Genomic DNA, 26,159 nt, shown 5'->3' on the forward strand with positions numbered 1-26,159 from the left:
AGGCACCTGATGATTGGAGAATCCGATGCCTTACTTCGAATCGCACGACGGCACCACGCTGCACTACCAGGACTGGGGTACCGGACAGCCGGTGCTGTTCATGGCCGGTGGGTGGTTGAGCAGCAGTTCATGGGAACTGCAGATGCTGCCGCTGTCGAAGCAGGGATTGCGCTGCCTGTCCTACGACCGGCGTGGGCACGGCAAGTCCGACTGGGTCGGGCACGGCTACGACTACGACACCCTGGCCGAGGATCTGGCCGCCTTCCTGGAACATCTCGATCTGCGCGAGGTCACGGTGGTCGCGCATTCGATGGCGGGCGGTGAGCTCATCCGCTACATCACCCGGCACGGCGGCGACCGGATCAGCAGGATCGCGCTGGTCTCGGTGACCATGCCTTTCCTCGCCCAAGCCGACGACAACCCCAATGGCGTGCCGAAGGCCGTCTTCGACGCGGTGAACGCGGCCCGCGCCGCCGACCGTCCGCTGTGGATGGAGCAGAACGCCCAGGCGTTCTTCGCGACGCATCTGGGCAACCAGGTGTCCTCCGCGCGGATTGCGTGGATGGTCCGCAAGTGCATGGACTGTTCGCTGCTGGCGGCCGACGAGATCATGAATACGATCTACACCTCCGATTTCCGGGACGAATTGCGCGCGATCACGCTGCCCACGCTGGTCATCCACGGCGACGCCGACGCCTCGGCCCCCATCGACCTGTGCGGCCGGGTGATCAAGGACCTGATCCCGAGCAATACCTACAAGGAGTACCCGGCCACCGGACACGGCATCATGATCTCCCACGCCGCGCAGCTCAACGCCGACATCCTCGACTTCATCAAGGCCTGAGTCGCGGATTCTTGTCGGACCCCGCCGCTACCGTCGGCCCATGACGTTCGCTCTCTCGATCACCGTGGCGCCCGAGGACATCGATGGCAACGGACATATGAATCAAGCCGTCTACCTGCAGTACGCCGAACGTGCGCGTTGGGCGTGTCTGCGACAGGGCGGCCTGACCCAGGAGAAGTTGCTCGCGGCGGGGGTCGGCCCGATCGCACTGAAGGCGACGCTCACCTTCAAACAGGAGCTGTTCGTCGACGACGAGGTCACCGTCACATGCGATTTCGTCTGGGACGGGAAGACCCACCAGACCATCCAGGAGATCCGCAAGGCGGACGGCACAATCTCCGCGGAGATCGTCGGCGTCGGCGGTCTACTCGACCTGACCGAACGGCGGCTGGTACCGGACGGGGCGCGCTACTTCCGCGAACTCGCGCACGATCCGGCGGTATTCGGCCTCGGCTGAGCGAGTCCACTACTTCAGGATGAGCAGCGCCGACTTCTCGATGCGGTCGGCGATTTCGGAGTAGGAGGCATAGCCCATGCCCGCACGGACGAGTGCGCCCGCGTAGAGCAGTTCCAGGGATTCGACTACGTCCGGGTCGGCCTCCGGGCCGAGGGCGCGCATGAGGCGTTTGCGGATTTCCATGCCGATGCGGGCGCGCAGGTGCGCCACGTCCGGATCGCGGCCGAGCAAAGCGCTGGTCACCGCACCCGAGAGTTCCTGTTCGTCGGCGACCAGCATGGCGATATTGCGGAGTTCGGCGACGACCCGGACGTGGGGGTCCGGATCGTCGCTGACCGGGGCCGAATTGGCGAACAGGCGACGCCAGAAGATCTCCGCGACGAGGTGTTCCTTCGAAGAGAAGTAGGTGTATGCCGTGGCGGTGCCGACCCCGGCCGCCGCGGCGACCATGCGGATGGTCATCCCCGCGAAGCCTTCGCGCGCAAGCACTTCCACCGCGGCCTTGGTGAGCTTGTCGACGGTGTCGGCCTGCTTCTCGGTGAGGCGACGCCGGGTCGCCTCGAGGATGATGGACTCGCCTTCGGACATGTGTCTGGATCCTACTTTGCGGCGGCGCGACCTGCGCGTCGGCCATAGAAGCTGCCGTCACCGAGGGACGCGCCGCTGACATAACCTCCGGCACACAGTCCGGAGGTGCAGCGGCCCGCGGCGAACAGGCCGGGAATGGGTTCACCGGAGACGTGCAGTACCCGCGAATCGAGGTCGGTGCGCAATCCGCCGAGGGTGAAACCCGCGGTGAATCCCCGCATGTCGAACGCAGCGAGCGGGGTCCCGATCGGCTTGACCCACTCCGGCTTCTTCCCGAGCAGCGGATCCTTGCCGTCGGCCGCGTGCAGGTTGTAGCAGTCGACGGTGCCCTGCAGTGTCCGCTCCGGCAGGCCCATATCGGACTCCAATTCCGCAACCGTCTCCGCCACCCAGGTCGGCGGCTGCCGGAAGAACGGCGTCGAGGTGACGGTGGCCAGCGCGGCCTCGAGCGACTCCTCGTCGATGACCAGATAGGCCTGATTCTCCTGCTGGATGAGTGTCGCCTGACCGATGCGCCCCGGATAGGTGTCCTCCGGGATATAGCGCTGGCCACGGCCGTTGACCAGAATGCCGCGCGCCAACATCTGCGGATCGCCGAAGAACGCCACCTCGGTGGCGTCCATATGCGCCAACTCCGCACCGAGCGCCTGGGCGACCAGGATGCCGATGCCGTCGTGCTCCTCGATGGCGGCGGCGGGCCGCCCGATCAGCCGCGGCGCATAGCCCTCGATCATCTGCTTGTGATAGGCGAAGCTGCCGGTGGCTAGCACGACCCCGCGCTCGGCGCGGATCGCGACCTCCTTGCCGAAGTGCGTCGCGATGAGCCCGACCACGCGATCGGTGTCGTCGACCACCAACCGCCGGATCCTGGTGTCGTATTCGACACGGACGCCGAGACTTTCGGCCGTGGCGGCCAGCGGTTTCATCAGCATGTAGCCGCCGCTCTTGGCGCCGATCTTCTTATCGGCCATCTGCGGAACATGCCCGCGCGGAGCGGGTTTCGCGATCGCGTTGAACGGCGCGGCATTCTCGCCGCCGGAGTACATCAGTCCCTCGTCGTGCGGCGGCTCCCAGCCGGGCTCGCCCCAGAACGCCTCCTTGAACGGCACACCGCAGGAGACCAGCCAGTTGTAGTGCTCGACGCTGTTCTGGCAGTAATCCGCGATCTTGGCCTTGTCCTGCCCGGGCCCGAGCGCGGCCTGCAGGAACTTCTCCATATTCTCGGGCGTGTCCTCGAAGCCGAGCGCGCGCTGCAAGGGCGTGCCGCCACCCAGGTAGATGAACCCGCCGGCCATGGCCGCCGCACCGCCCCAGCCGCCGGTGCGCTCCAGGATCAGCACCTCGGCGCCCGCACGCGCGGCCTCGATGGCGGCGCAGACACCGGCGATGCCGTATCCGGCGACGACGACGTCGGCCTCGAAATCCCACGCGGAGATCGCGCTGGCACGCAGCGGCCGAATCTTTGCGGCATCAGACATGTTCGCGTTCCTTACTGCTCTACTCGGAGGGGGCTTGATCAGACTGCACCGGATCGCCGGAGCTTGTCCGCTAGCGACTGCTTGCAGGTCGCTCGAAAGGGTCAGCGTCTTCGGACGATTCGGACTTCCCCGCCTGTTCGGCCTGCTTGCGCGCCGCCTTTTTCTGTTGGGCGACGATCGTTCCCACCAGCAGGTCGAGTTTGGTCCCATTGGGCCAGCCGACGTAGTGGCAGAGGAACAGCGCGATCTCGTGCAGTTGCGCCTCGGTCAACTCCTCGTTGCGCAGCGCCGCGCCGATCTGGATGCCCGCCGTATCCATCAGGCCTTGGGCGGTGAGCGCGCCGAGCAGGATCAGGCGGCGGTCGCGGATGGTCAGTCCGGGACGCGACCAGATATCGGCGAAGAGATGGTCGGCGGTCACGGCGAAGTGTTCGCCCGGATAGTCCTGGAATTCGGTGCCGTAGACCTCGGCCATCTTGGCCAGCCCGCGCTGGCGCACGGTCTCGGCGGATCCGTTGTCGCTACGCGATGCGTCACTCATTGTTTTCCCTTTCGCGTGGCACGCCGAGCCCGGGCCCGAGGCGGTCGAGAGCCAGTTCGGCCAGCGGCAGCTCGACGCCCAGTCGCGCGCCGAGATCCAGGGCCAGGCTGAGGTCCTTCTCGCCGAGATCGCGCACATGGCTCAGGATCGGCAGCCAGAAGTCATTCGGCTCGATCGGTGCGGTGCGGTCGCGCAGCATGATGGCGCCGGGGCCGCCGGTGACCGCGTCGGAGTGCCGAACGACCTTGCCCAGCACGGTGATATCGATATTCGCGGCCTCGGCGAGCCGCTGCGCCTCGGTTGCGGCGGTGAATGCGATGAAGTGCAAGAGGTTGCGCGCCAACTTCATCCGGGTGCCGGCACCGACCGGTCCGGCGTGCACGACCAGATCGGCGAAACATCCGAAGGGGCCGCGAACCCGCTCGAACGCGGCATCGCTGCCGCCGACCATGACCGCGAGCTTGCCGCGTGCGGCGCCCGGTGCACCACCGCTGACCGGTGCGTCCACCAATTCGACGCCGTGCTCGCCACATTCGCCCGCCAGCTCTTCGGCGGTCCGGTCGCTGATGGTGGAGTGCACGGCGATCACGGTGCCCGGCGCGGCCGCCCGCAACAGGCCGTCGGGCCCGGCGACCACCGCCCGCACCTGCTCGTCGTTGAGCACCGTGACCGAAACGACGGCGGCCTTCTCGGCGACCTCGGCGGCGGAAACGGCCACGGCCGCACCGGCTTCGGTGAACGGCTGCACGGCATCGGGCCGCATATCGCAGACGGTGAGCCCGCCGGGCCAGGCCAGCAGGCTCTTGGCCATCGGTGCGCCCATATTTCCCAAACCGATGAACCCGACCCGCAATTCGTCGCTCATGACCGGAACACTTGCCCGCCGTCGACATTGAAGATCTGCCCGGTGACCCAGCTCGCCTCGTCCGAGAGCAGATATAGGCAGGCGCCGACCAGATCATCCGGTGTGCCCATCCGCTTGAGCGGCAGGCGTTTCACCATATCGTCGACGATGACGCTCGGTGTCACGGTTTTCGTGGCTTCGGTATCGATGGGGCCGGGCGCGATGGCATTGATGCGGATCTTGGAACCGCCGAGTTCGAACGCGAGCTGCTGGGTCAGGCCGTTGATGCCGACCTTGGCCAACCCGTAGAAGCTGGAGTATGTCCATGCGGCGGTGGAGGACTGGTTGACGATCGATCCGCCGCCCGCCTTGACCATGTGCTGCCAGACCGCGCGGGTCATATTCAGCGCACCGTCCATATTCACGCTCATGAACTTCTTGTAGTAGTCCCATGGCACGGTGAGCAGCAGGTTGAGCTTCATCTCGCCGTAGATCGCGGCATTGTTCACCAGATGGTCGATCGCGCCGAATTCGCGGACGGTCAATTCGGCCAGGGCGCTGGCCGATTCCGGATCGGCCACATCGACCTCGCCGAAGATGGCGGTACCGCCGGCCGCGGTGATCTCCGCCGCGACCGCCTTACCGCGTTCGGTATTCAGGTCGGCGACCACGACATTCGCGCCCTCGCGGGCCAAGGCCCTGGCGTATGCGGCGCCGATGCCTTGGGCGGCGCCGGTGACGATGGCGGTCTTTCCCGGAAATCGGGTCATGAAATCAGCTCCTCTGCGGCTGTGCTCGGGTCTATCCGGCGGTGGCGATGAGTTTGGTTTCCAAGTACTCCTCGAACCCGGCGACGCCCATCTCGCGCCCGATACCGGATTGCTTGTAGCCGCCGAACGGGGCATCGGCCGAGTACCAGACGCCGCCGTTGACGCTGAGCGTGCCGGTGCGAACCCCGTTGGTGACGTGCCGAATTCGGTCCGGGTCGGTGCCCCACACGGATCCGGAGAGACCGTAGGGGGAGTCGTTGGCGATCCGGATCGCGTCGTCGTCGCCGTCGTAGGGGATCACCACGAGGACGGGTCCGAAGATCTCCTCGCGGGCCACCGTCGCGGAATTGGGCACATCCGCGATCAATGTCGGTTCGACGAAGTAGCCGCGCTCGCGGCCCGCCGGACGACCGCCGCCGACCACGATCCGACCGCCCTCGGCACGCGCTATCTCGAGATACCGCTCGACCCTGGCGCGCTGCCGTTCGGAGATCAACGGCCCGCAGACGGTGCGCGCATCGGTCGGATCGCCCGGCACGATGCCGGCCAGTGTGCCCGCCGCGGCCTGGACCGCTTCGTCATATGCCGCGCGCGGCACCAGCAGCCGGGTGGTCAGCGCGCACCCCTGCCCCGCGTGCACCGATACCGAGAAGGCCGCTACCGAACAGGCTCCCGCGATATTCGCGTCGTCGAGCACGATGAACGCCGATTTGCCGCCGAGTTCGAGGAAGGCCTTCTTCAAAGTCGTCGCCGCGCCGGCCATCACCGATTTGCCGGTCTGCGTCGAGCCGGTGAAGCTGACCATATCGACCCGCGCATCGGTGCTGAGCTGCGCGCCCAGACCGTGATCGGTGGAGGTCACGATATTGACCACGCCGGGCGGGATATCGGTCTGCTCGGCGATGATCGCGCCGACCGCCGCCGCGCACCACGGGGTATCCGGTGCGGGCTTGAGCACCACCGTATTTCCGGCCGCGAGCGCGGGACCGAGTTTGGCGAAATTGATCTGGTGCGGGAAGTTCCACGGCGTGATCGCGCCGACCACGCCGATCGCCTCACGACGCAGCACCCGGTGACTCGCGATGCCCATGGGCGTCGCGGTGCCGAGATCGGTTTCCCAGCTGTAGTTTTCGGCCAGCGACGCGGAGAAGGCCAGATCCGCGACCGGGCCTTCCAGTTGCGGTCCGCGGGTCAGCATCGTCGGCGCGCCCGCCTCGGCGATGGTGATCTCGCGCAACTCGTCGATATTGCTCTGCAACGCGGTGCGCAACTGCTCGAGGCAGCGGGCCCGGAAGGCATGATCGCGCGACCAGTCGGTGTCGTCGAATGCGGTGCGCGCGGCGGCGATGGCCGCGTCCATATCCGTGCCGTTCGCATTCGCGGCCTGGCCGATGACCTCTTCGGTCGCCGGGTTCACCGTCGCGAAGACGCCGTCCCCGCCGGTGACCAATTTGCCGCCGATCAGCAGGCGCGAACCGTCGGCGGGCAAAAGGCCGCTCATGACTGTGCCTCGCTGGGCTCCGTCATGCGCAGCGTGCGCTGGCACATGATTCGCTCGCTCATGGATGCTCCGATGCTGTCTGGACAGGTGTACGGAATATAGTCTCGGCGCGCGATCCGGCGCAAGAACCCGTTTCAGAACTGACCTCCGGGGCCCGGCTGATCACCCCGCCGAGAACCACTGATCACAATGCGGTCCGAGCAACCCGCGCTCACCTCGACATCGACAGATTGTTCAGGCAAAGCACTGTCGCATCCGAGGAGCCGGTGGTACCGTCCAGACACATGTCCAGCTATGTGTCTCCCATTGGTGACGCGACACCGGTCATCGATGAGAACTGGTTCTCGAACTACGGGTTATCGCGATGACGGCCGCCTCCCTGGAGCCCCTGATCTTCGACCCCTACGACTACGCGTTCCACGAGGACCCGTACCCCACCTATGAGCGGCTGCGCACCGAAGCGCCGCTCTACTACAACGCCGAACTGGATTTCTGGGCGCTGTCCCGGCACGCGGATGTGACCGCGGCCTTCCGGGACAATGTGCGACTGTCCAGCGCCAACGGGGTCTCGCTGGATCCGGCGGCCTGGGGTCCGCACGCACACCGGGTGATGTCGTTCCTGGCCATGGACGATCCGCGGCATCTGCGCATGCGCCGACTCGTCTACAAGGGTTTCACGCCCAAGCGGGTGGCCGAGATGGAAGACCGGATCCGGGAACTGACGCTGTCCTATCTCGAACCGGCCATCGCGACCGGATCCTTCGACTGGATCGATGAGGTCGCGGGCAAACTCCCGATGGACGTCATCTCCGAACTGATGGGCGTGCCCGAGGTCGACCGCGCGGAGATCCGCATGCTGGCCGATCTGGTGGTGCACCGCGAGGACGGTGTGCTGGACGTCCCGATAGCCGCCGCGCAGGCATCGATCAAACTCATCACCTACTACGCCGATATGGTCGCCGAGCGAAGGCGCTCGCCCACAACGGATCTCACTTCCGCACTGCTGGATGCCGAAATCGACGGCGATACGCTGACCGACGAGGAGATCATCGGCTTCATGTTCCTGATGGTGGTCGCCGGAAACGAGACCACCACCAAACTCCTCGGCAACGCGCTGTATTGGAGCGCACGGAATCCGGGCGAATACGCCAAGGTCGTCGCGGAACCCGAGCTGGTCACCGACTGGGTCGAGGAAACACTGCGTTACGACACCTCCAGCCAGCTGGTCGCGCGCTGCGCCGCGGTCGATATCGACCAGCACGACCGCACCATCCCCGCGGGCTCGAAGGTGCTGCTGTTGATCGGTTCGGCCAATCGGGACCCGGAGGTCTTCGCCGACGGCGACACCTACCGCATCGGACGCACCGATAAGTCCGGGCTGGCCAGCTTCGGTGCGGGCGTGCACTTCTGCCTCGGTGCGCATCTGGCCCGCTTGGAGGCCGGTGTCGCGCTGCGCGAATTCGTCTCGCGCGTGCGGTCCTACGACGTCGCGGACACCGGCATCGTGCGGGTGCACTCGACCAATGTCCGCGGTTTCGCCAAACTCCCCATCGTCGTGGAGGCCAAGTAGATGCCACGGTTCGAACCCAATCCCGTTCGCCGACCGGCGATCGTGGCCGGAGCCTCCTCCGGGATCGGCGCCGCCACGGCGCAAGCACTCGCCGAACTCGGGCACCCGGTCGCACTCGGTGCACGCCGGGTAGATCAGTGCGAGGCGCTGGCCGCCAAGATCCGCGCCAATGGCGGCGAAGCCTTCGCCCACCAGCTCGATGTCACCGACGCGGCATCCATCGACGAGTTCGTCGTTGCCGCCGAAGATGACCTCGGCCCGACCGAGATCCTGGTCTCCGGTGCGGGCGATATCGAATTCTCGCTGGTCCACGAGATGGCGCCGGAGCGGTTCCTGCAGCAGGTGCAGGTGCATCTGGTGGGCGCGCAACGACTGGTGCACCGCGTACTGCCGGGGATGACCCGAAGGCAGCGCGGCGATTTCGTCCTGATCAGCTCCGACTGCGCGGAGGAACCCCGTCCGCGCACGGGTGCCTACAGTGCGGCCAAGGCCGGACTGGAGGCGATGGTCCAGCAGATGCGAATGGAGCTGGAGGGCACCGGAGTTCGCGCCTCACTCGTGCGGCCTGGTCCGACATTGACCGGTATGGGCATGAATTCGACCCCCGACGTGGTCGGCCCGCTGCTGGAGGACTGGAAGACCTGGGGATTCGCCCGCCACCCGTACATGCTGCGCGCCACCGATCTGGCCGCCGCGGTCATTGCCGTCGTATCCGCGCCACGCGGCGCGCATCTCGTGCTGATCGAGGTCCAGCCCGAGGCGCCGCTGCGTCCGTTACCGGATTCGAATGATCAGGACAGGAGCCCACAGTGAGGATCATCGCCGATCTCGATCTGTGCCAGGGGCACGCCGTCTGCCAGGACGAAGCGCCATCCGCCTTCACCGTGCCCAAGCGCGGCAAGGTCGAAATCCTCTACCCCACACCAGGTCCCGACGCGCGCGCCGATATCGAACGCGCTGTGCGCTACTGCCCCACCCAAGCGCTGTCGATCCGCGAGGACGAACCCGCGAAAGGAACACAGTAATGCCAGATTTCGACCGCGCCGAACTCGACGAGATGGTGCGCCGCTGGATCCTGGAGAACCAGCGCTGCGAGGAAAAGGGCGACTGGAAGCCGCTCGCCGAGATGTACACCGAGGACGCCACCTACGGCTGGAATTACGGCCCCACCCAGGAATTCATGGCGGTCGGGCGGGCGGAGATCCGGGAACTCGCACTCGGTCAGGAGATGGAGGGGCTGGAGGGCTGGTCCTATCCGTACCAGCAGTTCGTCATCGATGAGCGCAGCGGCGATGTCATCGGCTTCTGGAAGCAGGTCAGCGATAACAAGCGCGCCGACGGCCGCAACTACAGCCCAGAGGGCATCGGCGGCAGCTGGTTCCGCTACGGCGGCGACTACCAATGGTCCTGGCAACGTGACTTTTTCGACCTCGGCAATGTCTCACAGCTGTTCATGGAGATGATCCAGAACAACGCGCTGACACCGGGTATGCAAAAGCGCATCGAACGGTCGGTCTCCGGCAAGAAGCTGCCGGGCTGGTATCGGATCGGCGAAGCACCGGTTGCACTGTGGTGATGTCGAGCTTCGACCGGCTGTCGCGGACCGAACTGGCGACGCTGCTGCCCGAACTCCTGCTGTGCGGGCATCTGATCGACCGGTCCGGAATGGCGCACTCCATTGCGGCATTCGGCCGCGAGGGTATGACGGCGGTCGCCATCGAGGAGTGGCAGCTCGCCAGTCCGATCTACACCCGCCGCATGCGCACCGCACTGGGCTTCGACGGCGATGACGTGGCGACGATATTCAAGGGCCTGCAACTCGATATCGGTGCGCCACCGCAGTTCATGGACTTCCGGTTCCGCGTCGACGATCGCGATCACGGCGAGTTCTGGCTCGATCACTGCGGCGCACTGGCGGATGTGGAGCCACTGGGCGAGGACTTCGTGGTGTCGATGTGCCACGACATCGAGGATCCGACCTTCGACGCGACCGCCCTGGCCACCAATCCGCATGCCCAGGTCCGGCCGATCCACCGGCCGCCACGGCACCCGGCCGACCGAAAGCCGGTGTGCGCGTGGACCGTCACCATCGACCCGGCACATATCCCGCCGCCCACACCGCCCAACGCCGAGGTGGTGGCGAACTCACGGGCCGCGCAACTGGAGTTGTCGCCGATCGATACCGACGATCCCGGCCGCGGCGATTACGCCGGTCCGCTGCTGAGCGATCTGCGCTTCGCCGACTTCTCGAAATCGGCGCTGGTACGCATGGCCGACGAGGTCTGCCTGCAGCACCACCTGCTCACCATCGGTTTCATGACCGCCGTGCGCGCCCGCTCCGCCGACGCCGCAACCGATATCGGCCGCAAACAATTCACCGGTATCGCCGGACTCACCTCCGAGCGGATCCGCACCGCGCTCGGATTCGGCGACGACACGGCCGCACTGGCAGCGGTTCTGCGACTGCATCCAGCGTGGAACCCGTTGTCGTACACCGGCATCGAAGTCTCCTACACCGACGAAGCGCTGCGACTGCGGGTGCCGTGGCACAGCGATGCCGGCACCGACCGCACCTGGCCGTCGATGCTCGACCCCGACCATCTCGCGCCGCTGGAGGCGATGGTGCGCGGTGTGAATCCGCGGTTCTACGCACGCGCGGCCACCGCCGACGAGCACGGCTGGACCGCCGAAATCGCCCTCGCCGCAGCGCCGTTCAAGGAGGCGACCGAGGTGGCCATCACCCGGATCAGCACCGGCGCCGCCTTCACCTTCACCGACCGCGGCATCCCGTTGCCGCTCACCGTGGTCCGATGAGCGCACCGAGAGAGTGAATTGCCATGTCCCACAACTTCGCCGACCTGTTCGAGCACGCGGTCGACGCGATGCCGGATCGCACGGCGCTGATCGAGGGCGATCTCGCGCTCACCCTCGCCGAGCTCGACGCCCGCGCGAACCGGTTGGCCGATCATCTCGGCTCCATCGGCGTCGGCCCCGGTACCCATGTGGGTTTTCAGATGCACAACGGCATCGAGACCATGACCACCCTCATTGCCTGCTTCAAGGCACGAGCCGTCCCGATCAATATCAACTACCGCTACGGCGTGGAAGAGCTGCGCTATCTCTACGACAATGCCGATCTCGAAGTGCTGGTGTGCCACGAGACCTACGCCGATGCGGCGCTGCAGGCAATCGCCGATGGGCCGCCGATACATCTGCTGATCGTCGACGACCGGCAACCCACCCCCATCCACACCGATGCGATCATCCCGGCGACGCTGCCCGCGTCCTATGAGCAGGCACTTCTCTCGGGCTCCCCTACCCGTCGCACCATCGATCGCACCGCCGACGACCTGTTCATGATGTACACCGGCGGCACCACCGGCCGCCCCAAGGGCGTCATGTGGCGACAGGAAGACATGTGGCGCGTACTGGGCGGCGGCATCGACTTCTTCACCGGCGAACCGGTTTCCGACGAATACCAGCAGTCCCGCGTCGGCGCACAGAGCGAACCCGGCACCTGGTTCATACTCCCGCCGCTCATCCACGCCGCCGCCATGATGCCGACCTTCACCGCCCTCTGGTCCGGCAATGCCGTGATCTTCGAGCCCAAGTTCGATGCGCACCGGGTGTGGCAGGTGGTCGAACAACGCCGCCCACAGATCATGGTGATCACCGGAGACGCCATGGCACGCCCACTGATCGACGCCTACCGCGCCGCGCCGGTGGAGGCCACCTCCCTCGTCGCCATCGCCTCCGGCGCGGCGCTGCTGTCGCAACCGGTGAAAAACACACTGCTGGAACTGTTTCCGTGGGCCGTGGTCTCCGATGCGATCGGCTCCTCCGAAACCGGTTTCGGCGGTATCGGTTTCGCGCAGAAGGACGACAATCCCGGGCGCGGCCCCCGGGTGCAGAGCGGGCGCGGCGCGATCGTCGTCGATGACGCGGGACGGCCGGTCGCCCCGGGTACCGAAGGCTGGCTCGCCAAGACCGGTGCGGTGCCGATCGGCTATTACAAGGATCCGGAGAAGACCGAGCGGCTGTTCAAGACGGTCGACGGCACGCGGATCGTGGTGACCGACGATCGCGCCAAGGTCGAGGCGGACGGCTCGGTGACGCTGATCGGGCGCGGCAATATGGTCGTCAATACCGGCGGCGAGAAGGTCTTCGTCGAAGAGGTCGAGAGCGTGGTGAAGGCGCACGAGGCCATATATGACGCCGTGGTGATCGGGATACCGCACGAGCGCTGGGGGCAGCAGGTGGCGGCGGTGGTGTCCGTCGCGGGCACCGAACCGGTGGATTTCGCGGCGCTGGAGCGCCATGTGCGCAAGCATCTGGCGGGTTACAAGGTGCCCAGGCAGATCTGGATCGCGCGGGCGGTCACGCGGGCTCCCAGCGGTAAGCCCGATTACCGCTGGGCCAAGGAGTTCGCGGCCGGCCGCGCACCGGACCATCGAGCGGATTGAGCGTGTTTCGGCACGCATTCGACCAGGTCATCCGGGCGAAGCCCCTGGCAGACACAATGAGAACGTGTTCTAATTCGAGGGTATCCGCCGTCGTCGCGAAGAAGGTCCGATGAACACAGCCGAAGCCAAGAAGGATGCCGCACCGGCGCTGCCCGCCCGGATCACCGAAGAGCTGATCGGCAGGCTGACCGGGCTGGTCGCGGCCTCCGGCACCGCCGACCCGTATTCGATGGTCGAGGTCTACACCGCAGCCGTGGTCGGCGAACTGCCGCAGTCGACACCCGAGGACGTCGCCGCCGCCTACGCGACCGCCCGCGCCGCCCAGAAGGAATGGGCGGCCTGGCCGCTGCAGCGCCGCCTGCGGGTGTTCGAGCGCGCGCACGAGCTGATCCTCGCCGAACACGAAACCATCGCCGACCTGATCCAGATCGGCTGCGGCAAGACCCGCCGGATGGCCTTCGAGGAGTCCTGCGACGTCCCGATGGTCATCAGCCACTACCTCAAGACAGCGCGCCGGGTGTTGAAGCCCAAGCGGCGCGGCGGCCCGGTGCCGCTGATCACCACCTCGACCGAGGAACACCGCCCCAAGGGCGTCGTCGCGGTCATCGCCCCGTGGAACTTCCCGTTCGCCATCGCGCTGTCGGATTCGATGCCCGCGCTGATGGCGGGCAATGGCGTCGTGCTCAAACCCGATAACAAGACCGCGCTCTGCGCGCTGTTCGGGGTGGAGCTGCTGTATCGGGCGGGGCTGCCGAAGGGGCTGTTCCAGGTCGTATGCGGTGAAGGCCCCGAGGTGGGTCCGTCGTTGATCGACAATGCCGACTTCGTCATGTTCACCGGGTCGACCGCGACCGGCCGGGTGGTCGGCGAGGGCGCGGGCCGCAATCTGATCGGCTGCAGCCTCGAACTCGGCGGCAAGAACCCGATGATCGTGTTGGATGACGCGAATCTGGACGAGGTCATCCCCGGTGCGGCATTCGCGGTATTCGCGAATTCGGGACAGGCCTGTATGCACATCGAACGGATCTACGTGCAGGACCGGCTCTATGACGAATTCGTGCGCCGATTGGTCACGGCGGCAGAAGAATTGAATGCCAAGATCGGCGCGGCCTACGACTACACACCGGAATTCGGTTCGCTGGTATCGGTGCAGCATATGGAGCGGGTCGCGGCGCACGTGGCGGATGCGCGCGCGAAGGGCGCGAAGGTATTGACCGGCGGCAACGCACGACCGGATATCGGCCCGGCGTTCTACGAGCCGACAGTGCTCACCGACGTCACCCCCGAGATGACGCACGCGACCATGGAGACCTTCGGCCCGGTGGTCAGCGTCTACCGGTTCACCGACGAGCAGGAGGCGATCCGGCTCGCCAACGACACGGCCTATGGCTTGAATGCCAGCGTCTGGGGCCGAGACCTGGCCCGCGCCAACCGCATCGGCGCCCAGCTCGAAGCCGGGAATATCAATATCAACGACGGCTTCGTAACCACCTACGCCGCCAAGTCCACGCCGTCGGGCGGCGTCAAACAGTCCGGCGTCGGCACCAGGCACGGCGACCACGGCCTGCTCAAGTACACCGACACCGTGAATATCGGCGTACAGAAGCGCCAGGTGATGGCGGCCCGCGCCGGACTCCCCTACGAGAAGCAGCTGAAGACCACGCTGACGACCCTACGGCTCATGCGCCGACTCAGGTTGCGCTGAAACGATTTTCACCCAGGAGGTAGCTATGGCAGCGCCCGCTTTCCCGGCAGGCTTCGATTTCACCGATCCCGCGCTGTGGGAAAACCGCATGCCGGTCGAGGAATTCGCGACCCTGCGCCGCACCGCGCCGGTGTGGTGGTGCGCACAGCCCGACGCGACCTCCGGCGGCTTCCGCGACGGCGGGTACTGGGTGGTGAGCAAACACGAAGACGTGAAGGAGATTTCGCGCAATCCGGAGATCTACTCCTCCGCGCAGAAGGGCGCGATCATCCGGCTGCCCGACGATGTCACACCGGAACAGATCGAACTCACCGGCGCCCTGCTGGTCAATATGGACGCGCCCAAACACGCCAAGATCCGCCGGATCGTTTCCAAGGGATTCACTCCCCGCGCGGTGGAGGGCCTGCGGGCGGCGCTCGCCGAACGCGCGGCGCGAATCGTGCACGAGGCCAAGCGAACCGGCGGCGGCGACTTCGTCCAGCAGGTCGCCTGCGAACTGCCGCTGCAGGCCATCGCGGAACTGCTCGGCGTGCCGAATGAGGATCGGCACAAGCTTTTCGAATGGTCGAATCAGACGCTGAACTACGACGATCCGGAATACGGCGACGCGAATACGGCCTTCGCCGAAATCCTCGGCTATGCCTGGAACATGGCCGAACAGCGGCGCGCCCGTCCGGTCGACGACATCGTCAGCCAGTTGGTGCATGCCGACGTCGACGGCGAGGCGCTGGGCTCGGACGAGTTCGGGTTCTTCGTCATCCTGCTGGCCATCGCGGGCAACGAGACCACCCGCAATGCCATCACCCACGGCATGAAGGCCTTCGTGGACCATCCCGACCAGTGGGAGCTCTATCGGGAGCAGCGTCCCCGGACCGCACCCGATGAGATCGTCCGCTGGGCCACCCCGGTGAACGCCTTCCAGCGCACCGCGACCGAGGACACCGAACTCGGTGGGCAGCAGATCGAGAAGGGCCAGCGGCTGGGCATCTTCTACAGCTCGGCCAATTTCGACGAGGACGCCTTCGAGAATCCGTTCACCTTCGACGTATTGCGCGACCCGAACCCGCATGTCGGATTCGGCGGCACCGGCGCGCACTACTGCGTCGGGGCGAACCTGGCGCGACTGGAAATCGACCTGATGTTCAATGCCATTGCCGATGTGATGCCCAAGATCAGCCAGGTCGCCGATCCGGTACGGTTACGGTCGGGGTGGATCAATGGAATCAAGAACTGGCAGGTGCGATACGAATGAATATCCGCAACATTCCACTACGTACCCTCTCCGGCGACCCGGCCACACTGGGCGAACTGGTCGGCGATAAAGCGGTACTGCTGGTCAACGTGGCCTCCAAGTGCGGGCTGACGCCGCAGTACACCGGACTGGTCGAGTTGCAGAAGACCTATGGCGACCGCGGTTTCAGCGTGGTCGGGGTGCCCTGTAACCAGTTCATGGGCCAGGAGCCGGGTACCGCCGAGGAGATCGCGGAGTTCTGTTCGACCACCTATGGCGTCGACTTCCCGCTGCTGGAGAAGACCGATGTCAATGGCGAGCAGCGGCACCCGCTCTACTCCGCACTGGTGGAAACCGCGGATGCCGAGGGCGCGGCCGGTGATATCCAGTGGAACTTCGAGAAGTTCCTGATCGACCGTGACGGTGCGGTAGTCGGCCGGTTCCGGCCGCGGACCACGCCCGATGACGCGGCCGTGGTGACCGCGGTCGAATCCGTTCTGTAGCAATGACGGCCGGAGCTCGTCGTCCGAGCTCCGGCTGCTCGCCTACGCCATGGCGAAGTGCAGCAGGGCCTGCTTATCGCCCTGCTTGATCTTGCCCTTGCGATTGAGCACCTCGAGCTGCCAGGCTCCGCCGTTGCGGAACGCCTTGGCCACGGCATTGGCGTTATCCGTGCCGAGCAACGACGGCCAGATATCGGCCACCTGCTGGGTGCTGCCGCCGGTCGCGTCGTAGATCTTGAACGAGATGTTGTTGGCCTTCTCGAACGAGGAGCCCTTCTTGAATGCGGCGGCCACGAAGATGATGGCGTCGATGGCCTCGGGCACATTCGCGAAGGTGACATGCACCGCTTCGTCGTCGCCGGAGGCGGCGCCGGTCTGCTCGTCACCGGTGTGCTGGACCGAACCATTGCCCAGCGGGTCGAGGGAGTCGAGACCGGCGAATCGCACCGGCTCGGAGCCCTGCATGAGAATGGCGATCAGATCCAGGTCCACACCGCGCTTGCGGCGCAGCATCCCGAGCGCACCACCGCTGGTGCCTCCCGACGGGTCCCAGCTCACCCCGACCGTCAGCTTGGTGATGCCGTTGAGATCAGCGGCGCCATCTTCCTTTTTGAGCGTGATCATGTCTTCACACTACAAGTGAATCCGGAACACCTTGGGGCGCAGAATCTTCCCGCTCACACTCGGGTAACCGGTCGTTCTCCTAGGCCTTTCGCCGTCTGCGGTAGCGGACGGCGCACGGCTGTTGCAGCTGCACCACCATCTTGCTGTGGTCATTGCGATAGCTGTCCGACGGCTGCGCCATCTCGAATTCCCAGTCCCGCAACAGTATCGAGAAGATGGCCTTGAGCTGCATGAGCGCGAATGCCGCGCCGACGCAGCGATGCCGTCCGGCGCCGAACGGAATCCAGGTCCAGCGATTGACGATATCTTCCTGATTCGGATCGATATAGCGCTCCGGATCGAATAGATCGGGATTCGGGAAGTCCTCCGGAATCCGGTTGGAGATGGCCGGCGTCGCCGCGACGAGATCACCCGGCGCGATGCGATGTCCGCACACCTCGAATTCGCCCTGGGCCACCCGCATCAAAATGATCAGCGGCGGATGCAGTCGCAGCGTCTCCTTGACCACCGCCTCCAGATTCGGAATCCGGCGCAGCGCACCGAAACTGATATCGGAACCATCGGCATAGAGCTCATCGAGTTCGTCGACGACGCGGCGCAATTCCTCCGGATGCCTGAGCAATTCGATCACCGACCAGGCCGCGGTGCCGGAGGTGGTGTGATGGCCCGCGAACATCATCGAGATGAACATCCCGGTGATCTCGCTGGCGCTGAACCGCGGCTGCCCCTGTTCGTCCTCGATCGAGATCAGGATGTCGAGCATGTCCCGATCTTCCTTGCTCGCAGGCGGATTCGCGGCGCGGCCATCCATGATGCCCTGCACCAGCTCGACCAGTTCGCGGCGGGCCTCGTCGCGGCGGCGGAAGCTTTCGATCGGCGCGTACGGATCCACATAGGCCAGCGCATCGGTGCCGCGCTCCAGATCGTGGTAGAGCCGGGCGAAGCGCTCGTCGAGCTCATCGCGAAAACGCTTGCCGATCAGGCACGCCGATGAGGTGTAGATGGTCAGCTCGGCGAAGAAATCGAGCAGATCGATCTCGCCCTCCTCACCCCAGCCCGCCAGCATCCGCTCGACCTCGCGCCCGATGGTGGCGGCATGCCCACGCATCTGCTCGGCCCGCAGCGCCTGGTTGTGCAGCATCTCCTTGCGCCGCTCCGGACTCGCGTCGAAGACCACGCCCTCGCCGAAAATCGGCTTCATGAACGGATAGGCCGCGGCCTGATCGAGATCCTCGTCGCCGGACCGGAAGAAGAATTCGTTGGCCTCGGCACCGGACAGCAGAATCACGTGCCGCCCCGCCAGATCGAAGGCCCCGACATCCCCGCATTCCGCACGGACCCGCCGCATCAGCGCCAGCGGGTCGACCCGGAATTCGTCGAGATGCCCGTGCTCGTGATCGCCTCCGGAAACCCGCAGCGGCTTGACCAGGGTCATGGAAATCCTCCTGGGATATCTGTCCACACACGTGATGGACACGTGTCTGGACAGTACTACGAGAGGCGTGCGGCCGGCAAGGTTCAGCGCCCGGCCCCGCACCCCCGAATCCCCGGCGGGCGACCCACGGAGGTCATTGCCAAAGGCTCATCAGAATGATCTTCGCGTCGATCAGCGACTGCGCTCCGGCGCCCCCGATGCCGTGCTGCGTCTCGGCGAAAACCCAGGCGCCGACATTGAGTTCGTAGTTGGTGTCGGCCTCCATGGTCCACAACACCTCGATCGTTTCGCCCGTGCCGAAACCGCCGTTGTCGTAGTTGTAGTTCTCGGTGGGATGGCCGACCGAGCCGCTGATTCGACCACGGAAACGCTTATCGACGGCGATGGTGACCAGGTGACCGTTCTGCATGACCGTCATCTCGCATCCGGCTTCGACGGTCGCGTCGGCATTCAATCCGACGCTCGCCGCGCCGACGTCGTGTGTGGACCGCAGCGAGCGGGCCATGCAGGCGACACGGTGATCCGAACGCAGGCTCACCCCATAGCCCGCATGAGTTGCGACGAAACTGCCGGTCGCACCCGGGGCGTTACCGACCCGAGCGTCGAGTGCGGCACGGCCGCTGCTGCGTGTGATGATCTGGTTGAACGGCGCGCTGCCATGCTGATCGTGCCATGACCAGGAGAAGTCGTAGGGAATCGAGAAGATCCGCGTCGCCGGTCCTTCGAAATCACGGTTCGTGGCGAACGGATAGTCGAGCATTCCCACCGATACGTGCTGTGTCGGATCCTGCGCGCTTACTGTCGGCAATTCGCTGACGTCGAGTGTCCCGGTCCGTGCGCGTTCGGCAGCCAGCCGCAGTGCGTCGGCGCCGCGCGCACTGGCGCGCACCTGGTCCAAAAGCGGCTCCTGTAAGCCGTCGGCAAGGAAGCGGTCCTCGGCGGCCCGTTCACGACGGCGCACATTCTCGGCTATCCGACGCGTGACCAGCGCATTGATCGAGTTCCAGATTTCCCATCGGCGGTCCTCGGGGATCCGCTCTTCGAACTCGATATCCGCCGCCGCGATTTTGTCTGAATAGGTTGTCATCGACGCTCCTTTCACCGCGCGGCCCGACCTCCATCAGGCATGGCCGCGCACCCGAGCACCGGTCCCATGGTGCGCCGCGCAGCAATCGACCAGCATGAGTAGCGAACTACTCGACTTCCAATCAACGGCGCTGCCCGATCCACCGCTCGATGCCGCGATCCGGCCCCGACACCGGATCTCGGGCGGTCACCGTCTGTGGCAAGCGACGGTCAGGCCTCGATGCCGCGATCCGGCCGCTACGCCCGACACCAGATCAGGCCGTCACCGTCTGTGGCAAGCGACGGTCAGATCTCGACGGCGCGATCCGGCCGCTACGCCCGACACCGGATCGGGCTGGCAAACGACGGTCAGGTGCAGTGGGGCGCGGTGTGGTCATCGCACCGCGCCCCACCCCTTCGGTCGCTAGCCGACGGTCAGCACGGTGCCCGCGCCGACCGTCCGCCCACCCTCGCGGATGGCGAAGCCGAGACCCCACTCCAGCGGAACCGGGCGGCCCAATTCGACCGTCAGGTCGATGGTTTCGCCCGGGCGGGCGACCGCGATGCCGTCGGGCAGCGTGACGTTGCCGACGACGTCACCGGTGCGCACGTAGAACTGCGGACGGTAGCCGGTGCCGATCGGCGTGCGCCGACCGCCCTGCGCCGTACCCAGCAGGTACACGCGCGCCGTGAACCGACTGTGCACCGCGATGCTGTCCGGCGCCGCCGCGACCTGACCGCGACGCACCTGACCGCGCTGCACGCCGCGCAGCAGCAACGCGACATTGTCGCCCGCCTCCGCGAACTCCATCGTCCGGCCGAAGGTTTCGACCCCGGTGACGACGGAGGTCAGCTCCTCGCCGCCGAACAGCTGCACCCGGTCGCCCAGCCGGATCCGGCCGCGCTCCACCGCACCGGTGATGACGGTGCCCCGACCGGTGATGGTCAGGACATTCTCCACCGGCAGCAGGAACGGCGCGTCGGTGTAGCGGACGGGCGTCGGCACGTGGGTGTCCACGGCGTCCAGCAGCTCGAGCAGTGCCGCGGTCCACCGCGAATCACCCTCCAGCGCACGCAGACCCGAGACCCGCACAACCGGCAATTCGGCACCCGGGTACCCCTGGGCACTGAGCAGCTCCCGCACCTCCAGCTCGATCAGGTCGAGCAGTTCCGGATCCCCCGCGTCGGCCTTGTTGAGCGCCACCACGATGTGCTCCACCCCGACCTGACGCGCGAGCAGCACATGCTCGGCAGTCTGCGGCATCACGCCGTCCTGCGCCGAGACCACCAGGATGGCCCCGTCGAGCTGGGACGCACCGGTGATCATGTTCTTCACGAAATCGGCATGGCCCGGCATATCGATGTGCGCGTAATGCCTGGTGGCGGTTTCGTATTCGACGTGCGCGATATTGATGGTTATGCCGCGCGAGGCCTCCTCCGGCGCCCGGTCGATCCGCTCGAACGGCACGAAGCTGCCGCCGCCGCGCTCGGCGAGCACCTTGGTAATGGCCGCGGTCAACGTGGTCTTCCCGTGGTCGACATGACCCATGGTGCCGATATTGAGATGCGGCTTGGTCCGCACATACGTCTTCTTGGACATGAGTTTCCCTGACTAGGAATGACTTCCGGCGACCGCGCGGTCGCCGGGGGACCTCTCTGCGACGGGCCACCTTCCCCGTCAGAGGTCCCGGGACATCCCGGGGAAGGTCAGCTTCGGGCGCCGTCGAGGTGCGCCGCAGCCGCTGCTGCGGACGCTGCCAGGGCAGCCGCCATCGCGCCCGCGACCGCGGACTCCAGAGCGATGGTGTGGCCGAACATGCCGTGAACTGTACGGGCCGAACAGAACCGGGCGCGAGCGATTTTCGCTCGCGCCCGGTTCAGTGCCTCGATATCAGTTCAGCGGGGCCGAGCGCCACCAGCGCAGGACCGCGTCCTGTGCGCCCGCCAGACCGTCGGCGTACATCAGGAATTGGGCGCGCTTGCTGTCACCGGTGAACGCGGTGACGATCTTCGGCCCGTCGTTGACGAATTTGTAGTTGGTGTAGGACTTTCCGCCATTGGTATCGGTCGACTTGGTGGCGTCCGATGGCAGATTGCTCAGCACCTTCTGCACGTCGGAGGCGTTCTTGTAGACGTAGATGGTGTAGAACGGGTCGTCGTTGTCGCCGCCGCCGTAGCAATCCCACTGCGCGGCCCAGGCCCCGAAGTCCGGCGTACCGGGGGTCGGCAGGGTCAGATCGCCGGTCTTGTGGGCATTGCACTTCGCGCCGTTGTAGCCGACCGAATCCGACTCACTGGCGGGCACCATGCGCGGGAACTCTTTGCTGATCGCGGCGGCGGTGGCGTCGACCGAGCCGCTGCCACCGTTGGACGAACTGGACGAGGTCGTCGTGCTGCTGCCGCCGGATGTCGACGAACCGCCGCTCGATACCGCGCCGATGATCGCGAGCACGATCACCAACAGCACGACCAGACCGACACACAGCGCGATGATCAGCCCGACATTCGATTTGCGCTGCGGCGGTGCGGCCGGTCGGGGTCCGCTCATCGGCGGCCGGGGCGGGGCCGCGAACCCGAGTGGCTGCTGCTGGTTGTAGGGATTGCTCGGATGCGGTTGCTGCTGCGTCGGCGCGGTCTGCACCGGCTGCGGACGCGGGGTGCCCTGCGCGGCGGGATTGACGGTCGTCGGCGGCAACGGCTGCGGCTGCATGGTCTGCGGTCCGCTGGTCTGCGGATACGGCCCGGCGGTCTGCGGATACGGCCCGGCGGTCTGCGGGTACGGCCCGTTCGTCACCGGATGCGGCGTGCCGGTCACGGGCATCGGCTGCCCGGTGGTAGGCCGCGGGCCACCCGTCACCGGAATCGCCGGTCCGGTGCCCGGGCGCGGTCCGCCGACGATCGGCATCGACGGGACGCTCGGATTGGTGAGTGCGTGCTTGGCCGCCACCGCGAACTCCGTGCAGGAGGCGAACCGGTCATCGGGCCGCTTGGCCATGGCCTTCGCCATCACCGCGTCCAGCTGGTAGGGCAGCCCGGGACGGACGCTGCTCAATGCCGGGGGCGTGCCCTGCAGATGTCCCTGGATCACCGCGGCCGGATTGGTCGCCGCGAACGGACCCGACCCGGTGAACAGCCAGAACAGCGAGCATGCCAGCGAGTACTGGTCCGAGCGGTGATCGAGCGAGGCGCCGGTCAGCTGTTCGGGCGAAGCGTAGGCCAGGGTCGCGGTGAAGGTGCCGGTCTGGGTGAGATGTCCGGTGTCGTCGCGCAGGCGCGCGATGCCGAAGTCGGTCAGATAGACCCGCTCACCGCGCCCGCCGCCGGAACGGGCCAGCAGGATATTCGCCGGTTTCACATCGCGGTGCAGCACGCCCATGCCGTGGGCGTAATCGAGCGCGTCCGCGGTCTCCTTGATGATCTGGACCGCGCGCTCCGGCGGCAGCGACTTCGGATCGACCGATGCGGCGTCGATGCCGTCGATGTACTGCATCGAGATCCACAGCTGCTCGTCCTCGAGGCCGCGGTCGTACACGGTGACGATATTCGGGTGATCGAGCTGTGCGACCAGATCCGCCTCCCGCTCGAACCGTGCCCGCACCTCCTTATCGAAGAACATCTCCCGGTTCAGCAGCTTGAGCGCCGTCATCCGCGGCAGTCGCGGATGCTTCGCCAGGTATACCGAACCCATGCCACCGCGACCCAATTGCCGATCGATGACATAACCGGCGAATACCTCACCGCTGGCCAGCATGTCTGCTCCACTTCCCGCCGGCCACCGGGACCCACCGGTGCACTGGCGTACAGCATAAGAATGCGCGATCAGGACCACCTGACCACGGAAAACATCGAAACCATAGCAGGATTCGCTTAAGCCCTGGTTATCGTCGACTTATCGATATCGCGTGCGACGCCGGACAACGCACGGCTATGGCGGAGGCCGCGGTGCGGTGCCCGGAGGTGTTCTCCCCGGGCGGCGTGGGATGTCGGGAAGGGCGATGGTGCCCGGTCGCGCCAACCGTCGCGGCGGCAGCGGCAGGCGTGGCTGAGGCGATCTCGGCGACTGCGGCTCGGAGCGGTTGGTCGGCTCGGTCGGCCGGGTGGTCCTGCTGCTCCCGACTCGCTCGGAAGTGTTGGGCGGCACCGCGTTTTCAGATGGCACCGGATTCCGGGGCGCAACGGCATGGTGTGGCGGTTCGGTGCCGGCACGCGATTCGGGGCCGAAGCCCGCCGGCGGGCGATACGGGTGCCCGTTGCCCTGATGCGGGTGTGCCGCCGACGACACCAGCGCCCGCCGGGCCGCCACGGCGAATTCGGTACAGCTGTCGAACCGGTCCGCGGGCCGTTTGGCCATCGCCCGCGCCAGCACCGCGTCCAACCCGGGGGGCACGTCGGGCCGATAGCCGCGCAGCGACGGTACCGAGCCGTACAGGTGGCCGTTGATGACGGCCATGGGATTTATCCCGTGGAACGGCGCGGCCCCGGTCAGCATCCAGAACAGCGAGCAGGCCAGTGAGTACTGATCGGCCAGATAGTCCGGCGTGCCGGTCAGTTGCTCCGGCGCCGCGTAAGCCAGGGTGGCGGTAATGGTTCCCGGCGAACTCGGCGTGGAATCGTTGTCGCGCATGCCCGCGATGCCGAAATCGGTGAGCAGCACCCGTTCCGGCTGTCCGATCGGCGCCTTGGCCAGCAGGATATTGGCCGGTTTCACGTCGCGGTGCAGTACACCGTTGGCGTGCGCGAAATCCAGGGCGGCGGCGGTATCAGCGATGATCTGCACCGCGCGACCCGGCGCGAGCACGTTGACATCGGCGCAGGAGGCGTCCGCGCCGGGCACGAACTGCATCGAGATCCAGAGCTGTTGGTCCTCGGCGCCGCGGTCGTAGACGGTCACGATATTCGGATGGTCGAGCTGGGCGACCAGATCGGCCTCCCGCTCGAAACGGTGCCGGATCTCGGCATCGGTATACAGTTCGCGCTTCAACAGTTTCAGCGCGGTCAGGCGCGGCAGGCGCGGATGCTGGGCCAGGAATACGGTGCCCATACCGCCCTGGCCGAGTACACGTTTGATGGTGTAGCCAGCGAAAACGTCGCCAGTTCGCAGCACAGTGGATTCACCCCCCATTTCGGGTCGAGCACCTGGATCCTACCGATGTATCTGTTCGAGCGGCCCCGGCGCAACATGTTCGTTGCCGTCCGTCCCGGCCTTTCGCCGGGTCCCCGAGACCGTGTCGCAGACGCTGTCGGTGGTAGTCGATAGGCTCGGCCCCATGCGCATTGGAGCACACGTCCGGCTCGACAGCGATCCGATCGGCTTCGGTGAAAAACTCGGCGCCGATGTCATCCAGCTGTTCGTCGTCGACCCGCAGAGCTGGGATAAGCCGACCCCGCATCCGCGGACCGAGGAGATCCTCGCCAGTCCGATCGATGTGGTGGTGCACTCGTCCTATCAGATCAATGTGGCCAGCCTGAACAACCGCCTGCGCATGCCCTCGCGCAACGCGGTCGCGCAGCAGGCGAAGGCCGCCGCCGATCTCGGCGCGTTCGGCTTGGTCGTGCACGGCGGGCATGTCCGCTCCGACGCCGAGCTGGACACCGGAATCGACAACTGGCGCAAGCTGTTCGAACGTCAGCAGGAGAAGGGCGGCTTCGCGGTGCCGATCCTGATCGAGAACACCGCGGGCGGCAACCACGCCATGGCACGGCATTTCGATTCGATCGCCCGGCTCTGGGACGCGGTCGGCGATTTCGGCGCCGGCTTCTGCCTGGACACCTGCCACGCCTGGGCGGGCGGTGAGGATCTCGTCGGCGTCGTCGAGCGGATCAAGGCCATCACCGGCCGCATCGACCTCGTGCACCTGAATTCCTCCCGCGACGAGTTCAATTCGGGCGCGGACAGACACGCCAACTTCGCCGACGGGACGATCGACCCACAACTGCTCGCGGAGGTATGCCGCACCGCGGACGCCCCAGTGGTTCTGGAGACCCCCGCCGAGGGCGTCGCCGACGACCTGGCCTACCTCCGAGAACACATCAGCTAACCCTCCCCTCCCCTGCCGAGGCCAGCACTACAAGTGGGCGATCAAGATCAGGTGGCACTGGTGGCGGGGGCTTCTCGGGCGATGCCGCCACAGATTCCACGTGATCACACGTCCAACTGAGGGGGGTGGGTGGTGGCGTTCGGGTTGGGTGGGCTGCGGTAGGTCCTGTTGTTCTGCACCGACTTCTCGGGGTGCCGGACCCCGGATGGTTTGGCGTTCCGTGGTTTTGCCGTTGCAGTGCTGGGCGCGTCGTGTGCCGTACCCGACTTACCTTCCGCAGTCGGGTGGGCAGGCCCGTGGCTTCCAGCTCGGTCGACTGGCTGTGGTTGCGTTCTCGAGCGTTTCGAGGCGAGTCGAATGGTGGTAGTGAATGGGCGCAGCGGGGAGCCGCCATTCGACTCCTCTCGACCGACGCACCCGGGCCCAGGGGCTGAGGTGCCGGCGAGGGTAGTCAAAGGTGGTTCGGGGGGTGGGGAGCGGCTATTTGACTGCGGTCGACGGG

At 66.2% G+C, this 26,159-nt stretch carries 24 protein-coding genes; 12 read left to right on the forward strand and 12 right to left on the reverse strand.

All coding sequences use genetic code 11. The features are described from left to right. Window positions 1–25: 25 nt before the first annotated feature. Window positions 26–844 carry an alpha/beta fold hydrolase gene (locus tag ACHQ4I_RS13845; RefSeq protein ID WP_420772104.1) on the forward strand — a complete coding sequence of 273 codons (819 nt, stop codon included), beginning with the start codon at window positions 26–28 and terminating at the stop codon, window positions 842–844. 40 nt (window positions 845–884) lie between these two features. Beyond that, entirely contained in the window at window positions 885–1,301 is a 417-nt protein-coding gene (locus tag ACHQ4I_RS13850; protein ID WP_420772105.1) for an acyl-CoA thioesterase, read from the forward strand. Between the two features lie 9 nt (window positions 1,302–1,310). Here the strand turns inward: ACHQ4I_RS13850 and ACHQ4I_RS13855 are convergent, their stop codons facing one another. The 6 genes from ACHQ4I_RS13855 to ACHQ4I_RS13880 all read right to left on the reverse strand — a co-directional run bounded on the left by ACHQ4I_RS13855 (window position 1,311) and on the right by ACHQ4I_RS13880 (window position 7,023). Further along, window positions 1,311–1,889, reverse strand: coding sequence for a TetR/AcrR family transcriptional regulator (locus ACHQ4I_RS13855; protein ID WP_420772106.1), 579 nt, complete (start codon window positions 1,887–1,889; stop codon window positions 1,311–1,313). A gap of 11 nt (window positions 1,890–1,900) precedes the next feature. Continuing rightward, entirely contained in the window at window positions 1,901–3,367 is a 1,467-nt protein-coding gene (locus ACHQ4I_RS13860; protein WP_420772107.1) for an FAD-dependent oxidoreductase, read from the reverse strand. A 70-nt stretch (window positions 3,368–3,437) separates the two neighbouring features. Beyond that, on the reverse strand, window positions 3,438–3,908 hold the full coding sequence (locus tag ACHQ4I_RS13865; RefSeq protein ID WP_420772108.1) for a carboxymuconolactone decarboxylase family protein: 471 nt from the start codon (window positions 3,906–3,908) through the stop codon (window positions 3,438–3,440). Beyond that, on the reverse strand, window positions 3,901–4,773 hold the full coding sequence (locus ACHQ4I_RS13870) for an NAD(P)-dependent oxidoreductase (protein WP_420772109.1): 873 nt from the start codon (window positions 4,771–4,773) through the stop codon (window positions 3,901–3,903). Before ACHQ4I_RS13870 ends, ACHQ4I_RS13865 begins: the two co-directional genes overlap by 8 nt. After that, window positions 4,770–5,522, reverse strand: coding sequence for an SDR family oxidoreductase (locus tag ACHQ4I_RS13875; RefSeq protein WP_420772110.1), 753 nt, complete (start codon window positions 5,520–5,522; stop codon window positions 4,770–4,772). Before ACHQ4I_RS13875 ends, ACHQ4I_RS13870 begins: the two co-directional genes overlap by 4 nt. 31 nt (window positions 5,523–5,553) lie before the next feature. Next, window positions 5,554–7,023: an aldehyde dehydrogenase gene (locus ACHQ4I_RS13880; protein ID WP_420772111.1), complete on the reverse strand. Its 1,470-nt coding sequence runs from the start codon at window positions 7,021–7,023 to the stop codon at window positions 5,554–5,556. 364 nt (window positions 7,024–7,387) lie between these two features. On the opposite strand from ACHQ4I_RS13880, the gene ACHQ4I_RS13885 reads away from it, so the two are divergent. The 9 genes from ACHQ4I_RS13885 (at window position 7,388) to ACHQ4I_RS13925 (ending at window position 16,495) form a co-directional block, all read left to right on the forward strand. After that, window positions 7,388–8,593, forward strand: a complete 1,206-nt coding sequence (locus ACHQ4I_RS13885; RefSeq protein WP_420772112.1) for a cytochrome P450 — start codon at window positions 7,388–7,390, stop codon at window positions 8,591–8,593. Beyond that, on the forward strand, window positions 8,594–9,406 hold the full coding sequence (locus ACHQ4I_RS13890) for an SDR family oxidoreductase (RefSeq protein ID WP_420772113.1): 813 nt from the start codon (window positions 8,594–8,596) through the stop codon (window positions 9,404–9,406). Continuing rightward, window positions 9,403–9,618 carry a ferredoxin gene (locus ACHQ4I_RS13895; RefSeq protein WP_420772114.1) on the forward strand — a complete coding sequence of 72 codons (216 nt, stop codon included), beginning with the start codon at window positions 9,403–9,405 and terminating at the stop codon, window positions 9,616–9,618. Before ACHQ4I_RS13890 ends, ACHQ4I_RS13895 begins: the two co-directional genes overlap by 4 nt. Next, window positions 9,618–10,169 carry a nuclear transport factor 2 family protein gene (locus ACHQ4I_RS13900; protein WP_420772115.1) on the forward strand — a complete coding sequence of 184 codons (552 nt, stop codon included), beginning with the start codon at window positions 9,618–9,620 and terminating at the stop codon, window positions 10,167–10,169. Before ACHQ4I_RS13895 ends, ACHQ4I_RS13900 begins: the two co-directional genes overlap by 1 nt. Then, the gene (locus ACHQ4I_RS13905) at window positions 10,169–11,407 is read left to right on the forward strand and encodes a hypothetical protein (RefSeq protein WP_420772116.1); all 1,239 of its coding nucleotides are present in this window, start codon (window positions 10,169–10,171) and stop codon (window positions 11,405–11,407) included. The genes ACHQ4I_RS13900 and ACHQ4I_RS13905 overlap by 1 nt, the downstream gene beginning before the upstream one ends. A 23-nt stretch (window positions 11,408–11,430) precedes the next feature. Continuing rightward, entirely contained in the window at window positions 11,431–13,056 is a 1,626-nt protein-coding gene (locus ACHQ4I_RS13910; RefSeq protein WP_420772117.1) for an acyl-CoA synthetase, read from the forward strand. Between the two features lie 109 nt (window positions 13,057–13,165). Next, window positions 13,166–14,761, forward strand: coding sequence for a succinic semialdehyde dehydrogenase (locus tag ACHQ4I_RS13915; RefSeq protein ID WP_420772118.1), 1,596 nt, complete (start codon window positions 13,166–13,168; stop codon window positions 14,759–14,761). Between the two features lie 25 nt (window positions 14,762–14,786). Then, window positions 14,787–16,013, forward strand: a complete 1,227-nt coding sequence (locus ACHQ4I_RS13920) for a cytochrome P450 (RefSeq protein WP_420772119.1) — start codon at window positions 14,787–14,789, stop codon at window positions 16,011–16,013. Further along, complete coding sequence (locus tag ACHQ4I_RS13925; RefSeq protein ID WP_420772120.1) at window positions 16,010–16,495, forward strand: glutathione peroxidase; 486 nt, start codon at window positions 16,010–16,012, stop codon at window positions 16,493–16,495. Before ACHQ4I_RS13920 ends, ACHQ4I_RS13925 begins: the two co-directional genes overlap by 4 nt. 42 nt (window positions 16,496–16,537) lie before the next feature. Here the strand turns inward: ACHQ4I_RS13925 and ACHQ4I_RS13930 are convergent, their stop codons facing one another. The 6 genes from ACHQ4I_RS13930 to ACHQ4I_RS13955 all read right to left on the reverse strand — a co-directional run bounded on the left by ACHQ4I_RS13930 (window position 16,538) and on the right by ACHQ4I_RS13955 (window position 24,741). Continuing rightward, window positions 16,538–17,119: a TerD family protein gene (locus ACHQ4I_RS13930; RefSeq protein WP_420772121.1), complete on the reverse strand. Its 582-nt coding sequence runs from the start codon at window positions 17,117–17,119 to the stop codon at window positions 16,538–16,540. A 79-nt stretch (window positions 17,120–17,198) separates the two neighbouring features. Then, complete coding sequence (locus ACHQ4I_RS13935) at window positions 17,199–18,554, reverse strand: cytochrome P450 (protein WP_420772122.1); 1,356 nt, start codon at window positions 18,552–18,554, stop codon at window positions 17,199–17,201. A 133-nt stretch (window positions 18,555–18,687) separates the two neighbouring features. Continuing rightward, on the reverse strand, window positions 18,688–19,641 hold the full coding sequence (locus ACHQ4I_RS13940) for a hypothetical protein (RefSeq protein ID WP_420772123.1): 954 nt from the start codon (window positions 19,639–19,641) through the stop codon (window positions 18,688–18,690). Window positions 19,642–20,043: 402 nt separating this feature from the next. After that, window positions 20,044–21,219, reverse strand: coding sequence for an elongation factor Tu (tuf, locus tag ACHQ4I_RS13945; protein WP_420772124.1), 1,176 nt, complete (start codon window positions 21,217–21,219; stop codon window positions 20,044–20,046). A gap of 291 nt (window positions 21,220–21,510) precedes the next feature. Beyond that, window positions 21,511–23,370, reverse strand: coding sequence for a serine/threonine-protein kinase (locus ACHQ4I_RS13950; RefSeq protein WP_420772125.1), 1,860 nt, complete (start codon window positions 23,368–23,370; stop codon window positions 21,511–21,513). A 174-nt stretch (window positions 23,371–23,544) separates the two neighbouring features. Beyond that, a complete protein-coding gene (locus tag ACHQ4I_RS13955; protein ID WP_420772126.1) occupies window positions 23,545–24,741 on the reverse strand; it encodes a serine/threonine-protein kinase in 1,197 nt (398 codons plus the stop codon). Window positions 24,742–24,886: 145 nt separating this feature from the next. Between ACHQ4I_RS13955 and ACHQ4I_RS13960 the strand changes: the two genes are divergently transcribed. Continuing rightward, window positions 24,887–25,657, forward strand: coding sequence for a deoxyribonuclease IV (locus ACHQ4I_RS13960; RefSeq protein WP_420772127.1), 771 nt, complete (start codon window positions 24,887–24,889; stop codon window positions 25,655–25,657). The last annotated feature ends 502 nt before the right edge of the window (window positions 25,658–26,159 follow it).

The sequence above is a fragment of the Nocardia nepalensis genome (genome assembly GCF_048910785.1).
GTDB lineage: Bacteria > Actinomycetota > Actinomycetes > Mycobacteriales > Mycobacteriaceae > Nocardia > Nocardia nepalensis.